The organism is Methylomonas koyamae, from assembly GCF_006483455.1.
GTDB lineage: Bacteria > Pseudomonadota > Gammaproteobacteria > Methylococcales > Methylomonadaceae > Methylomonas > Methylomonas koyamae_B.
In genome coordinates, this window is sequence record NZ_PPPU01000056.1 from 1 (window position 1) to 15023 (window position 15023).

Here is a 15023-nt window from a genome sequence, read left to right on the forward strand (position 1 = left end):
CAAATTTTTCTTTAGCCATGATTCAATACCTGATATTTAAAAACTTAAGATACTTTTCTAATAATCGCTTCCGCAATATTTGCAGGTGCTTCGTTATATTTTTCAAACTGCATACTATAAGTGGCACGTCCTTGCGTGGCCGACCTAAGATCGGTAGCGTAACCGAACATTTCCGCTAGAGGCACTTCGCACTGGACCACTTTACCAGCTGGAACATCTTCCACGCCATGAATCAGCCCTCTGCGCCTGTTAATGTCGCCGACGACATCTCCCATATTTTCTTCGGGAGTCACTACCTCTACTTTCATGATAGGCTCCAGCAACACTGGGTTTGCAGCTTTTGCTCCATCCCTAAAGCCGATAGATCCTGCTATTTTGAAAGCCATTTCATTCGAATCGACATCATGATATGAACCATCGAATAAACTAACCTTTACATCAACCACTGGAAAACCAGCCAACACTCCGTTTTCCATTTGCTCCTGAATACCTTTGTCAATGGCCGGGACATACTCTTTAGGAACTATGCCACCCACGATCTCATTGACGAACTGGTAGCCTGAGCCTAGCTCACCAGGCTCAATGCGCAACCAAACGTGGCCGTACTGCCCTTTGCCCCCGGTTTGCCTAACAAATTTACCTTCTGCTTCAACGACTTTCGTCACTGTTTCACGATAAGCGACCTGGGGAGCCCCTACGTTGGCGGTAACGCTGAATTCCCGTTTCATCCGATCAACGATAATCTCAAGATGTAGCTCGCCCATGCCAGCAATAATTGTCTGCCCGGACTCAGGATCGGTACTTACGCGAAAGGACGGGTCCTCTTGGGCCAGCTTTGCCAGCGCAACCGCCAATTTGTCTTGATCTGCTTTGGTTTTTGGCTCTACTGCAACGGAAATAACCGGCTCCGGAAACTCCATTTTTTCCAACAACACAGGCGCCGCCATATCACAAAACGTGTCGCCTGTCGTAACCTCCTTCAAACCAACCAAGGCCGCAATATCACCCGCTCTAACTTGGCTTATCTCTACCCTGCTATTGGCATGCATCTGCACGATACGGCCGACGCGCTCTCTTTTATTCTTCGTCGAATTGAGCACCGTATCGCCTGATTTAAGCACCCCCGAATAAACCCGAATAAAGGTTAACGTTCCTACGAATGGATCGGATGCGATTTTAAAAGCCAAGGCGGAAAACGAATCGTTATCTGCTGCCGACCTATAAACACTTTCGCCCGCATCGCTCAATCCACAAACCGAACCGATATCGACTGGTGACGGCAAAAAGTCTACTACCGCATCCAGCAGGCACTGCACACCTTTATTTTTAAAGGCTGAACCGCAATAGGCAGGCACCAGCTTATTTGCTAGGACCTGGGCCCGTATTCCTGATATTACCTCTGCATCCGTAAGCTCTCCTTGCTCCAGATACTTATCCATTAATGAGTCGCTTCCTTCGGCCGCCGACTCAAACATGTATTCGCGCCACTTAAGGCTATTGGCAACCAGTTCTTCCGGAATTTCCGATTCGGTAAATGCCAAACCCATATCGGCTTCAGACCAGTAAATGGCCTTCATCTTCAGAAGATCAATCACACCTTTAAACGCGTCTTCAGAGCCTATCGGTAACTGCATTGGAACAACCGAAGCCCCCAAGCGACTTTTTATTTGCTCGACCACCCGAAGAAAATCTGCCCCGACTCGATCCATCTTGTTGACGAATACAACACGGGGCACTTTGTATTTGTTAGCCTGCCGCCAAACGGTTTCGGATTGCGGCTCTACACCTCCGACTGCGCAGAAAACCGCGCAGGCGCCATCTAGCACTCTAAGCGAACGCTCAACCTCAATGGTAAAGTCGACATGACCTGGAGTATCGATAATATTGATACGATACTGCTCTCGCCCACCACCCATCCCAGCCCAAAAGCAGGTCGTGGCCGCGGATGTAATAGTTATGCCACGCTCTTGCTCTTGCTCCATCCAATCCATGGTAGCAGCGCCGTCATGAACCTCGCCAATTTTGTGCGAGACCCCAGTGTAGTAAAGTATCCGTTCAGTAGTCGTTGTTTTTCCAGCGTCTATATGCGCCATTATGCCTATGTTACGATAACGCTCTATAGGCGTCTTTCGAGACACAACGAAACCCAGACCTGATTACCAACGATAATGCGCAAACGCCTTATTAGCTTCAGCCATTCTGTGGGTATCTTCCCGCTTCTTAGCTGCCGCACCGCGACCTTCAGAGGCATCCAGTAACTCACCGGCCAATTTGGCAGCCATTGTCCTTTCATTCCTTTTGCGGGACGCATCAATCAACCAACGCATAGAAAGAGCCAATCTTCGTGCAGGACGGACTTCTACTGGGACCTGATAAGTCGCACCACCCACCCTTCTTGACTTAACCTCGACCCGAGGCTGAACATTTTCTAGCGCCTTGGAAACCAACTCCAGAGACTCTTTGTGCCCTTTGCTCTCGATAACATCGAGCGCACCATACACGATTTTTTCGGCAACTGATTTTTTGCCATCTACCATAATCATGTTCATAAACTTTGAAAGCATATCGCTACCAAAGCGCGGATCAGGATTTATTACTCTTTTTGCAGCAACTCTTCTTCTTGACATCTGTTACCAACCCTTATTTCTTAGGCCTTTTTGCGCCGTACTTTGAACGACCGCACTTTCTATCCTTTACGCCCGACGTATCAAGACTACCGCGAACCACGTGATAGCGCACACCCGGCAAATCTTTTACCCGACCACCTCTAATCAAGACCACAGAGTGCTCCTGCAAATTGTGCCCTTCGCCGCCGATATAGCTACTTACCTCAGCGCCATTGGTTAACCGCACCCGCGCAACTTTGCGCAACGCCGAGTTAGGTTTTTTTGGCGTCGTGGTGTACACGCGCGTACAAACACCCCTTCTTTGCGGGCACGCCTCCAATGCCGGAACATTGGTTTTTTCTATTTTTTTAGCGCGAGGCTTACGGACCAACTGATTGATCGTGGCCATTCTTAACTACTCCGAATATGCAATGTTAATAAGTAATATCTTTCCACAAATGACATTACTCCGCCCAAATCACTTGGTCGATTCGAGCAGAGCATGATACCTTTACAAGGTAATCAGGTCAAGTCTTTTTAAGGCTATTCAATATTCAACGCCTGTTTCAAGGCCTCTTCCACATCAACGGCTTCCATGGCCTGACTAGATGCGTCCGCCGAGGATGCGAACTCAGCAGACCTTCTTTTCCGTCGCTGCTCGTGGTAGGCCAGCCCGGTTCCAGCAGGAATCAAGCGCCCAACGATAACGTTCTCTTTCAGTCCGTTCAGGCTGTCACTGATGCCGCGCACCGCCGCATCGGTAAGCACTCGAGTAGTTTCTTGGAACGAAGCCGCAGAAATAAACGACTCTGTAGCAAGAGAAGCTTTAGTGATACCCAGCAATAACGAGTCGTAACTTGCAGGGATTTTTCCTTCCCTTTCAATTTGATCGTTAACCGCGTTAATCAAGGTCCGCTCTACCTGCTCGCCCTTAACAAAATCAGTATCTCCCGAGGCGGTAATTTCAACCTTTCTCAGCATTTGCCGAATGATTGCCTCAATGTGCTTGTCATTGATTTTTACACCCTGCAGGCGATAAACGTCTTGAATCTCTTTAACCAAGTAATCAGCTAGCTCTTCAATTCCACGCAGACGCAGGATGTCGTGAGGAGTCAGCTCGCCTTCGGCGATCGTTTCACCTTTGTCGACAAATTCACCCTCGAACACCGTGATATGCCGCCATTTGGGAATCAATGTCTCGTACTGCTCACCTTCGGAATCAGTAATAATGACGCGTTGCTTACCCTTGGTTTCTTTACCGAACGACACCATACCGGTTGCTTCTGCAAGAATGGCAGGATCCTTGGTTTTGCGAGCTTCGAATAAATCGGCAACACGTGGCAAACCACCGGTAATATCGCGAGTTTTACTAGATTCTTGCGGAATTCTCGCCAATACGTCACCGACCTTAACTTCACCGCCATCTTTAACGCCTACGATAGCGCCGGCTGGCAAGAAATACTGAGCCGGGATATCAGTCCCAGGCAAATTAATCTGGCCGCCTTGCTCATCTATCAACCGAACCATTGGTCGCAGCTCTTTACCGGCCGAGGTCCGTTGTTTTGGATCCGTAACCACCCGAGACGTCAGACCAGTAACCTCGTCAGACTGCTCCTGTACTGTGATTCCATCCATAAAGTCGATCAATTGGATGAAACCATCCACCTCAGTAATAACCGGATGAGTATGTGGATCCCAATTGACGATGATGTCACCAGCACTAACCGGTGTACCGTCGGCTACCGACAAAACGGCGCCATAAGGAATCTTGTAACGCTCGCGCTCACGGCCGTAGTCATCCATCACGCCGACCTCGCCGGATCTGGATACAGCAACCAAGTTATTCTCGCGGTTTTTAACAGTCTTCAAATTATTGAGCTTCGCCGTACCACTCGATTTAACCTGTACGTTGCTGACCGCAGCCGAACGCGATGCCGCACCGCCAATATGGAAGGTACGCATAGTCAATTGCGTGCCCGGCTCACCAATCGACTGCGCAGCTACAACACCGATAGCTTCGCCAATATTGACCAAATGACCTCGACCTAAATCCCGGCCGTAGCATTTAGCACAGACACCATGCCGCGACTCACAAGTGATTACCGAGCGAACCAGCATTTTATCGATACCGTTCTCTTCCAGCACAGTGACCAAATTTTCATCGATCATTGTACCCGCCGGTATTAAAACTTTATTCCCGGCAGGCTCGGTAACATCAATTGCAGCCACACGCCCCAAAACTCGATCAACCAAAGGCTCTACTACATCGCCGCCTTCGATAATCGGCATCATGGTCAAACCATTTTGAGTACCGCAATCGAACTCGGCAATGACCAGATCCTGGGCGACGTCGACCAAGCGCCGGGTCAAATACCCAGAGTTCGCCGTTTTAAGCGCCGTGTCAGCCAGACCTTTGCGAGCACCGTGGGTCGAAATAAAGTATTGCAATACATCCAGACCTTCGCGGAAGTTAGCCGTAATAGGCGTTTCAATAATCGAACCGTCCGGCTTCGCCATCAAACCGCGCATCCCGGCTAACTGCCGGATTTGAGCCGCGGAACCCCGCGCTCCCGACTCGGCCATCATAAAGATGGAGTTGAACGATTTTTGCTTGACGGTTTCACCCGCTTTATTGACGACCTCATCCTCCCCCAAGCCTTCCATCATGACTTTCGCCACTTGGTCATTGGCTCTGGACCAAATATCGACAACTTTGTTATAGCGTTCGCCGTCGGTAACCAAACCGGATGCGTACTGATTCTGAATTTCGCTCACCTCGGCGTCCGCAGCCCGAATAATGTCGGCCTTTTTCAGCGGAATTTCCATGTCTTCGATACCAAATGACACACCTGCGCGAGTCGCGTACTTAAAGCCAAGATACATGATCTTATCGGCCAGAATAACGGTCTCTTTGATCCCCAGGTAACGGTAGCTATAGTTGATCAGCCGCGATATATTCTTTTTAGTCATATCGACATTGACCAACTCATAAGGCATGCCGTCTGGCACGATACCCCAGATGATGGAACGCCCGACTGTAGTTTGCTTACGGCTCACAATCGTTTCGAATTCACCTTCGGCGGTTTTTAGCTTTTCGGTAATTCGCACCTGAATCTTGGTCTGCAATTCGACTGCTTTGCTATCCAAAGCCAGCATGACTTCGGACACATCGGAGAAAACGCTACCTTCGCCAACCGCGTTAATTTTCTCACGGCTAATGTAATAGAGCCCCAAAACCACGTCTTGCGACGGATTGATAACCGGCTCGCCGTTTGCGGGAGACAGAATATTATTGGTCGCCATCATCAGAGTACGGGCTTCCAACTGTGCTTCCACAGACAACGGAATATGGACCGCCATCTGGTCGCCGTCGAAGTCGGCATTGAAAGCGCTACAAACCAAAGGATGCAACTGAATAGCCTTACCTTCGATTAAGGTCGGCTCGAATGCCTGAATGCCCAAACGGTGCAACGTCGGCGCACGGTTCAACAGCACCGGATGTTCGCGGATCACTTCTTCGAGAATGTCCCAAACTTCAGCGCCTTCGCGCTCGACCATCTTTTTGGCCGCCTTGATGGTTGTCGCCAAGCCACGCAGCTGCAACTTACTGAAAATAAACGGCTTGAATAGCTCCAGCGCCATTTTTTTCGGCAATCCGCACTGGTGCAGACGCAGCGTCGGTCCTACCACAATTACCGAACGGCCGGAGTAGTCCACCCGTTTCCCCAGCAGGTTCTGCCGGAAACGACCTTGCTTGCCCTTGATCATATCGGCCAAGGACTTTAACGGCCGACGATTGCTACCGGTGATGGCCCGGCCGCGGCGGCCGTTGTCCAATAATGCATCCACCGCTTCCTGCAGCATCCGCTTTTCGTTACGCACGATGATGTCGGGCGCGTTCAAATCCAACAACCTCGTCAAACGGTTATTGCGGTTGATAACGCGGCGGTATAAATCGTTCAAGTCCGACGTTGCAAAGCGGCCGCCGTCCAATGGCACCAAAGGCCTTAATTCGGGCGGCAACACCGGCAACACCGTCATAATCATCCATTCCGGGCGATTATTCGATGCCAGCAAGGAGTCGATCACCTTCAATCGCTTCGAAAATTTCTTGATTTTGGTGTCGGAATTGGTCGAATTGATCTCTTCGCGCAACTTGTTGATTTCGTCTTTCAAATCGATCGACTTCAACAAATCGTAGATAGCCTCGGCACCCATTTTCGCGACGAAATCGTCACCATGCTCTTCAACCGCGTTCAAATATTCTTCGTCGGTCAATAACTGGCCTTTCTCCAGCGGAGACATGCCGGGATCTATCACCACAAACGTTTCGAAATAAAGCACGCGCTCGATCGAACGCAGAGTCATATCCAGCAGCAGCGCAATACGCGACGGCAAAGACTTCAAGAACCAAATATGCGCTACCGGGCTAGCCAAATCGATATGGCCCATACGTTCGCGCCGAACTTTGGACAAAGTCACTTCGACGCCGCATTTTTCGCAGATCACGCCACGGTGTTTCAAGCGTTTATATTTACCGCACAAGCACTCGTAATCGCTAATCGGCCCGAAAATTTTTGCGCAGAACAAACCGTCGCGTTCCGGCTTGAAGGTCCGGTAATTGATCGTCTCAGGCTTTTTGACTTCACCGTAAGACCATGAGCGAATCATGTCCGGAGAAGCCAAACCGATACGTATAGTGTCAAAATCGTCTGTACGGCCTTGACGCTTTAAGAAATTCATTAAATCTTTCAAGAGCTCACCCTCTTCAAAATGTTACCGATATCGTCCGAAATCTAGTCGCGTTAGACCGACTACTCTTGCTCCATCTCGATATTTACCGCCAAGGAACGTATCTCTTTGACTAATACGTTAAACGATTCCGGCATGCCGGCTTCCATGGAATGGTTGCCGTCGACAATGTTTTTGTACATTCGGGTTCGGCCTGTCACGTCGTCCGACTTGACCGTCAACATTTCCTGCAATGTGTAGGCTGCGCCGTAGGCTTCCAATGCCCAAACCTCCATCTCGCCGAAGCGCTGGCCACCGAACTGGGCTTTACCGCCCAACGGTTGCTGGGTCACCAGACTGTATGGACCGGTCGAACGGGCATGCATTTTGTCGTCCACCAAGTGGTTCAGTTTAAGCATATACATATAGCCTACCGTCACTTCGCGCTCGAACGGTTCCCCAGTAAGGCCGTCGTACAGCACCGTTTGGCCATGCTCCGGTAAATCGGCAAGCCGCAACATGGTACGAATGTCTTCTTCGGAAGCACCGTCGAATACCGGTGTTGCCATCGGTACACCGCTGACCAAATTCAGCGCCAATTCCAAAATGTCTTTATCGCTGAACAGGCTCAAATCTTCTTTTTTGCCGCTGCAGTTATAAATCTTTTCCAGGAAACCGCGAATTTCAGCGGCCTTGGCTTGCGCCTCCAACATTTTGCCGATCTTGATACCCAAACCTTTCGCCGCCCAGCCCAAGTGGGTTTCCAACACCTGCCCTACATTCATCCGCGAGGGTACGCCGAGCGGATTGAGCAAAATGTCGACCGGGTTGCCATCGGCCGTGTAGGGCATGTCTTCGATCGGCACGATTTGCGAGATAACCCCTTTGTTACCGTGACGGCCGGCCATTTTATCACCAGGCTGGATGCGTTTTTTCACGGCCAAATAAACCTTGACCATTTTCAGCACGCCTGGAGCGAGATCGTCACCCATTGTGATTTTTTTCTTCTTCTGTTCGAAGCGCTCGTCGAATTCCTTACGCTGTTGTTCGACCTGCTCGGCAACGGTTTCCAATTGCAGGTTCGCGTCTTCATCCAGCGTTCTGATTTTCAGCAGCTCGGAATGAGTCAATTGATCCAAATAATCGGCACTGATTTCCTCGCCTTTTTTCAAACCGTTCGGTCCCTTTTCGGCTTTTTTACCGGTCAGCAGCGTCTTAACCCGGGCGAAAATATCGTGTTCTACGATTTTCAACTGGTCATCCAAATCTTTACGGTAACGCTTGATTTCCGCTTCTTCGATTTCCAGCGCTCGTTTGTCTTTCTTAACGCCATCGCGAGTGAAGACTTGTACGTCGATCACCGTACCGCGAACGTTGCCTGGCACCCGCAAAGAAGTATCTTTCACATCGGCAGCCTTCTCGCCGAAAATCGCCCGTAACAGCTTTTCTTCGGGCGTCAGCTGAGTTTCGCCTTTCGGAGTTACCTTACCGACCAGAATGTCGCCGCCTTTCACTTCGGCCCCGACATAAACAATCCCCGACTCGTCCAACTTGGAAAGCGCTTCCTCGCTGACGTTTGGAATATCGGCTGTGATTTCTTCCGGACTATGTTTGGTTTCCCGGGCCACGCAGGTTTTTTCTTCGATGTGAATCGTCGTGAAACGGTCTTCCTTCACGACCCGCTCCGATACCAGGATCGAGTCCTCGAAGTTGTAACCGTTCCATGGCATGAAAGCGATCAACATGTTTTGGCCCAATGCCAGCTCACCCAAATCGGTGGATGGGCCGTCGGCCAGGATGTCGCCCTTGTTAACGATGTCGCCCAGTTTGACCAATGGTTTTTGATTGATACAGGTGTTTTGGTTGGAGCGGGTATATTTGATCAAATTATAGATATCCACACCCGGTACGCCGGCGACCGTCTCGTCGTCGTTGGCACGAACCACGATCCGGCCGGCATCGACAGCTTCGACCCTACCGCCACGGGTAGCAACCACCGTCACCCCGGAGTCTTTTGCTACAACCCGCTCCATACCGGTACCGACCAAAGGCTTCTCCGCACGCAAAGTCGGAACCGCTTGGCGTTGCATGTTAGAGCCCATCAAGGCGCGGTTAGCGTCGTCATGCTCCAAGAACGGAATGATCGATGCCGCTACAGAAACGATCTGCTTGGAGGACACATCCATATACTGCACGGTTTCTGAAGAGGCCAAGGTAAATTCGTCCTTATAACGGCACGACACTAGGCCTTCTACCAATTTACCGTTCTCGTCGACAGCCACGCTGGACTGAGCGATGACATATTCGCCTTCTTCAATAGCGGAAATGTAATCGACTTGATCGGTCACTTTGCCGTCCACCACCTTCCGGTAAGGCGTCTCCAGGAAACCGTACTCGTTGGTTCTGGCATAAACAGACAACGAGTTAATCAAACCAATATTCGGGCCCTCGGGCGTCTCGATTGGACAAACCCGTCCGTAGTGCGTGGTATGAACGTCGCGAACCTCGAAGCCCGCGCGCTCTCTGGCCAAACCGCCGGGACCCAAGGCAGACACCCGGCGTTTGTGCGTCACCTGTGACAGGGGATTGTTTTGGTCCATGAACTGCGACAACTGGCTGGAGCCGAAAAATTCCTTCACTGCCGCCGACACCGGTTTGGCGTTGATAATTTCCTGTGGCATGTAGCCTTCAGAATCGGCCAGGGTCAAGCGCTCTCTGACTGCGCGCTCGACCCGCACCAAACCGATGCGGAATTGGTTTTCGATCATTTCACCGACAGAGCGGACGCGACGATTTCCCAAATGGTCGATATCGTCCACGGTGCCATTGCCGTTCCGGATTTTAATCAGTTCCTTCAGGACATCAATAATATCTTCTTTGCTAAGGGTACCGGGACCGTCGGTCTCTTCCCGACCTAAACGGCGATTAAATTTCATTCGTCCGACTGCAGACAGATCGTAACGCTCGTCGGTAAAAAACAGGTTTTCAAATAAATTTTCGGCCGACTCCACGGTAGGCGGTTCGCCCGGGCGCATCATCCGATATATCTCAACCAACGCTTCCAACCGATTGGTTGTGGTGTCCAAACGCATTGAATTGGAAATGTAAGGCCCACGATCCAGATCGTTTACGTACAGAGTGTTAATCTCGGGCACGTCGGCGTCGATCAGTTTTTGCAGCAGGTTATCGGTAATTTCATCGTTGACGCTGGCCAGCAATTCGCCGGTTGACTTGTCGATAACGTTGTGTCCCAGAATTTTGCCGTACAAATAGTCGCGAGGCACTTCGATTTCGGTGACGCCAGCTTTTTCCAACTGCCGAACATGCTTCGCGGTAATTCTCCGGCCCTCTTCGATCAACACCTTGCCGTCGTACTTGATATCGAACACAGCCATTTCGCCGCGCAAGCGATCAGGAATCAGATGGAACATCAATTTATCGGCGCTTAAAGAGAACTTATTGGTATCGAAGAAAATCTTGATCATCTCTTCGTTTTCGTATCCCAACGCTCTCAATAAAATAGTGGCTGGGATTTTACGTCTCCGATCGATACGCACGTATACGGCGTCCTTGTGATCGAACTCGAAATCCAACCAAGAGCCGCGATACGGAATTACCCGCGCGTTAAATAGCAGCTTTCCAGATGAATGAGTTTTGCCTTTGTCGTGGTCGAAGAATACACCGGGCGACCGATGCAATTGGGAAACGATAACTCGCTCGGTGCCGTTAATTACGAAAGTGCCATTGTCAGTCATCAAGGGCAGTTCACCCATATAGACTTCCTGTTCGCGAATATCCTTGACAACTTTCGTATTGGCGGGCGCATCCTTATCGTAAATGACCAGACGCACCAACACTCTGAGCGGCGCCGAAAACGTCGCACCGCGTTGCTGACATTCTCTTACGTCAAAAGCAGGCTCTCCCAAGCGATACTTAACATATTCCAATACGGCGTAACCGGAGTGGCTGACCACCGGAAATACGCTGGAGAACGCAGCATGCAATCCTTGGCTTCGCCGTTTATCGGGCTCCACACCGGACTGCAGGAAATTCGCATAGGAATCTATTTGTGTCGCTAAGAGATATGGGACGTCAAGTACCTCTGTACCTTTCCCAAAATTATTACGGATACGCTTTTTTTCGGTAAAAGAATAGGCCATATTGCTTCTATACCTTCGTCGTCAGAGATTATTTGTACTGCTTTTTACAAGCAGTAAAAGGCCGACGGCAAGATGCCGTCAGCCCGGTTTGGTAGGCTTACGCCAGATATGCAGCAATCAAGATGCTTATTTAATTTCGGCGGTTGCGCCAGCTTCTTCAAGTTCCTTCTTAGCTGCTTCAGCTTCAGCTTTGCTGACGCCTTCTTTCAATGTGGTTGGAGCGCCTTCTACGGCGTCTTTAGCTTCTTTCAGACCCAGACCGGTCAGACCGCGAACTGCTTTAATTACAGCGACTTTGTTATCGCCGAAACCTGTAAGAATTACATCGAACTCGGTTTGTTCTTCAACTACAGCCGCAGCTGCAGCGGGTGCCGCAACTGCGACCGCAGCGGCTGCAGAAACGCCAAATTTTTCTTCCATCGCGGAAATCAGGTCGACGATTTCCATCACAGTCATATTCGCAACTGCTTCTAAGATGTCTTCTTTTGAAATTGCCATTTTATTAGTCCTCTAATATTTAAAAGTTGTATATCGTAGGTTGCGAATTTATGCCGCTTCTTTTTCGTCTCTGACAGCCGCCAATGTACGAGCCAATTTCTCGACAGGGGCTTTCATTACAGACATCAGCATACTGATACCTTGATCGCGTGTCGGCAATCTCGCCAACCGCTCCAGCTCCGATCCGCCAAACGCTTGGCCGCCGATCGCTACCACTTTGGCGACGAGCTTGTTGTTTTCTTTCGCGAAATCGTTCACCAGCCGAGCGGCAGAGCCTGGATCTTCCATCGAAAAAGCCAAGATCAGTGGCCCAACCAACCCATCTTGCATACATTCGAATTCGGTTCCGGCGACTGCGCGTTTTGCCAGCGTATTCTTTACGACTCGCAAATAAACACCCGTCTCTCTCGCGGTTTTTCTAAGCTTGGTTAGCTCAGTAACAGTCAAACCACGATATTCTGCGGCTACCGCAGAAAGGGCTTTAGCGGCGAATTCAGCAACTTCCTCTACGACAACTTTTTTGCCATCTAAATTGAGTGCCACATCTATCTCCGGTGTGTTTCTGATTTTCATCAGAATCAATAAAACGCATCTTTGCGATGCCCCTTACGGGTATCTTTCACCTTTTGGTTCCAGCTCCCGTCTGCGTAGGATAATTAAGCCTAAGCCCCTACGGTCTTTGACGGTTGCCGGTGTAGTCCGGCAACCCAAAGTTTTTGAATATTAAATCTCGATGCTAGCTTGATCGATCCACAGCCCCGGCCCCATGGTCGAAGACAGTGAGATTTTTTTCAGATAAATACCTTTTGCCGCAGTCGGCTTGGCTTTTTTCAAATCGGCAATCAAAAACTCGAGGTTTTGTTTGAGCGCATTTTCGTCAAACGAAACCTTACCGATTGAACAATGGATAATGCCAGCCTTATCGGTACGATATCGGACTTGACCAGACTTTGCGTTTTTTACCGCCGTCACTACGTCCGGGGTAACAGTGCCCACTTTCGGGTTTGGCATCAGACCTCTTGGACCCAATATCTGACCTAACTGACCCACAACACGCATAGCGTCTGGAGAAGCAATAACGACGTCGAAATTCATTTCACCACGTTTTACTTGTTCGGCAAGATCGTCCATTCCAACTACGTCAGCGCCTGCTTCGCGTGCAGCATCAGCATTCGGCCCTTGAGTGAAAACGGCAACTCTTACTGTTTTCCCTGTACCATGAGGCAAAACAGAAGCGCCGCGCACGTTTTGGTCAGATTTGCGCGGATCGACGCCCAAGTTAACACTGACATCGATGGATTCATCAAATTTGCTATTAGCAAATTCTTTCAGCAGAGCCACCGCTTCGCCAACAGAATATTGTTTGCTACGCACAACCTTTTCTTTAATTGCTTTAGCTTTTTTCGAAATTTTAGCCATTACACGCCCTCCACATTCAAGCCCATGCTACGAGCGCTTCCCGCGATAATTCTGATCGCGGCTTCCATATCAGCTGCATTCAAGTCTTCCATCTTGGTTTTCGCTATTTCTTCCAATTGCGCTCTGGTGACAGTGCCAACTTTATTGGAATTTGGCTTGCTGCTTCCACTTTTAATGCCAACTGCTTTTTTCAGCAATATGGAAGCTGGCGGGGTTTTAGTAACGAAAGTAAAACTTTTATCACTGTAAACAGTGATTACAACGGGTAAAGGCAAGCCCTTTTCCACATCCTGGGTCCTGGCATTGAACGCCTTACAGAACTCCATAATATTGACGCCACGTTGACCCAACGCTGGCCCGACTGGCGGACTCGGATTAGCCTCACCAGCCTTTACCTGTAATTTGATATAGGAATCAATTTTTTTTGCCATCTTATACTCCGAACGGGTTATAGCGCTTTACAAGCTCCCCAAGAAACAAAAATCCCGGCCACGCGAATGGCAGGGATTTTTAATGAAACATCACTGAATTAAATTTTTTCGACTTGGCCGAACTCAAGCTCAACAGGAGTAGAACGACCAAAAATCAAAACAGAAACCCGTAAACGGCTTTTTTCGTAATTTACTTCTTCGATATTGCCGTTAAAGTCTTTGAATGGACCATCTATGATTCTTACTACTTCGCCCACTTCAAATAGCACTTTAGGCCGCGGCTTATTGACACCTTCTTCAACCCTGCTCAATATCGCCATCGCTTCCTTCTCTGAGATAGGCGAGGGCCTATCCGAAGCACCACCGATAAAGCCTAAAACTCTAGGCACATTCCGAACAAGATGCCACGTCTCGTCATTCAATTCCATTTGGACAAGTACGTAACCCGGAAAGAATTTCCGCTCGCTTTTACGCTGCTGCCCCATCCTCATCTCAACAACCTCTTCGGTCGGCACAAGGATCTTACCGAAATATTCTTGCAAGCCTTCTCGCTTGATTCGCTCTTCCAGAGCTTGCTTTACTTTATTCTCAAAATTGGAATATGCGTGAACCACATACCAGCGAAGCGACATTACTTAACTCCCTGGCCCATCAGTAGCTGGACACCCCAAAACAGAAACATATCAAGCAACCAGAGTATCAAACCGACCACAAAGACCATCAAGAACACCATTAGCGTCGTGCGAACGGCTTCGTCTTTTGTTGGCCAAACAATCCGCTTGAATTCTTGTTTTGACTCTAAAATAAAACCCCACAAACCACGCCCTTTGGCCGTAGCAAAGCAAAGACCAGCTGCCGAAACCAGCAAAGCCAACAAAGCCAGGACTCTATAAAGCAGCGGAATGTCGGAAAAATAGTAGAACGCGACAACGCTCGCTACGACAACCAGCAAAGACAATGACAGTTTTACAATATCACCTACAGAGGTGACTTCTTCTGCGTGTGCGTTCATTTATCAGATTTGAAATAAATTGAAATAATTTTCTGAGTGGCAGGCCAGGAGGGACTCGAACCCCCAACTTGCGGTTTTGGAGACCGCTGCTCTACCAATTGAACTACTGACCTATTTCAGAAAATGTACTTTCAGCCAAAAACCGAGAATTACTCGACAATAGAAG

At 49.4% G+C, this 15023-nt stretch carries 11 protein-coding genes and 1 tRNA gene; all 12 read right to left on the reverse strand.

Going from position 1 to position 15023, the window contains the following annotated elements:
- Nucleotides 1-44: 44 nt before the first annotated feature.
- The 12 genes from fusA to C2U68_RS19835 all read right to left on the reverse strand — a co-directional run bounded on the left by fusA (nt 45) and on the right by C2U68_RS19835 (nt 14970).
- On the reverse strand, nt 45-2138 hold the full coding sequence (fusA, locus tag C2U68_RS19780; protein WP_140914197.1) for an elongation factor G: 2094 nt from the start codon (nt 2136-2138) through the stop codon (nt 45-47).
- A gap of 18 nt (nt 2139-2156) precedes the next feature.
- On the reverse strand, nt 2157-2627 hold the full coding sequence (rpsG, locus tag C2U68_RS19785; RefSeq protein ID WP_140914198.1) for a 30S ribosomal protein S7: 471 nt from the start codon (nt 2625-2627) through the stop codon (nt 2157-2159).
- Nucleotides 2628-2640: 13 nt separating this feature from the next.
- A complete protein-coding gene (gene rpsL / locus C2U68_RS19790) occupies nt 2641-3015 on the reverse strand; it encodes a 30S ribosomal protein S12 (protein WP_013820393.1) in 375 nt (124 codons plus the stop codon).
- Between the two features lie 134 nt (nt 3016-3149).
- Nucleotides 3150-7361: a DNA-directed RNA polymerase subunit beta' gene (gene rpoC, locus C2U68_RS19795; protein WP_313901424.1), complete on the reverse strand. Its 4212-nt coding sequence runs from the start codon at nt 7359-7361 to the stop codon at nt 3150-3152.
- Between the two features lie 59 nt (nt 7362-7420).
- Nucleotides 7421-11497, reverse strand: a complete 4077-nt coding sequence (gene rpoB, locus C2U68_RS19800) for a DNA-directed RNA polymerase subunit beta (RefSeq protein ID WP_140914199.1) — start codon at nt 11495-11497, stop codon at nt 7421-7423.
- Between the two features lie 126 nt (nt 11498-11623).
- Nucleotides 11624-11995, reverse strand: coding sequence for a 50S ribosomal protein L7/L12 (gene rplL / locus C2U68_RS19805; RefSeq protein ID WP_064022735.1), 372 nt, complete (start codon nt 11993-11995; stop codon nt 11624-11626).
- 48 nt (nt 11996-12043) lie between these two features.
- Nucleotides 12044-12538 (reverse strand): 50S ribosomal protein L10, encoded by a 495-nt coding sequence (gene rplJ, locus C2U68_RS19810; RefSeq protein WP_140914205.1) that lies wholly within the window; start codon nt 12536-12538, stop codon nt 12044-12046.
- A 180-nt stretch (nt 12539-12718) separates the two neighbouring features.
- Entirely contained in the window at nt 12719-13414 is a 696-nt protein-coding gene (gene rplA / locus C2U68_RS19815; RefSeq protein ID WP_140914200.1) for a 50S ribosomal protein L1, read from the reverse strand.
- Entirely contained in the window at nt 13414-13845 is a 432-nt protein-coding gene (gene rplK / locus C2U68_RS19820) for a 50S ribosomal protein L11 (protein WP_140914201.1), read from the reverse strand. The genes rplA and rplK overlap by 1 nt, the downstream gene beginning before the upstream one ends.
- 98 nt (nt 13846-13943) lie before the next feature.
- Nucleotides 13944-14477, reverse strand: coding sequence for a transcription termination/antitermination protein NusG (gene nusG, locus C2U68_RS19825; protein WP_140914202.1), 534 nt, complete (start codon nt 14475-14477; stop codon nt 13944-13946).
- The gene (gene secE, locus C2U68_RS19830) at nt 14477-14857 is read right to left on the reverse strand and encodes a preprotein translocase subunit SecE (RefSeq protein WP_140914203.1); all 381 of its coding nucleotides are present in this window, start codon (nt 14855-14857) and stop codon (nt 14477-14479) included. The genes nusG and secE overlap by 1 nt, the downstream gene beginning before the upstream one ends.
- A 37-nt stretch (nt 14858-14894) precedes the next feature.
- Nucleotides 14895-14970: transfer RNA gene (locus C2U68_RS19835), tRNA-Trp, on the reverse strand.
- Nucleotides 14971-15023 lie beyond the last annotated feature (53 nt).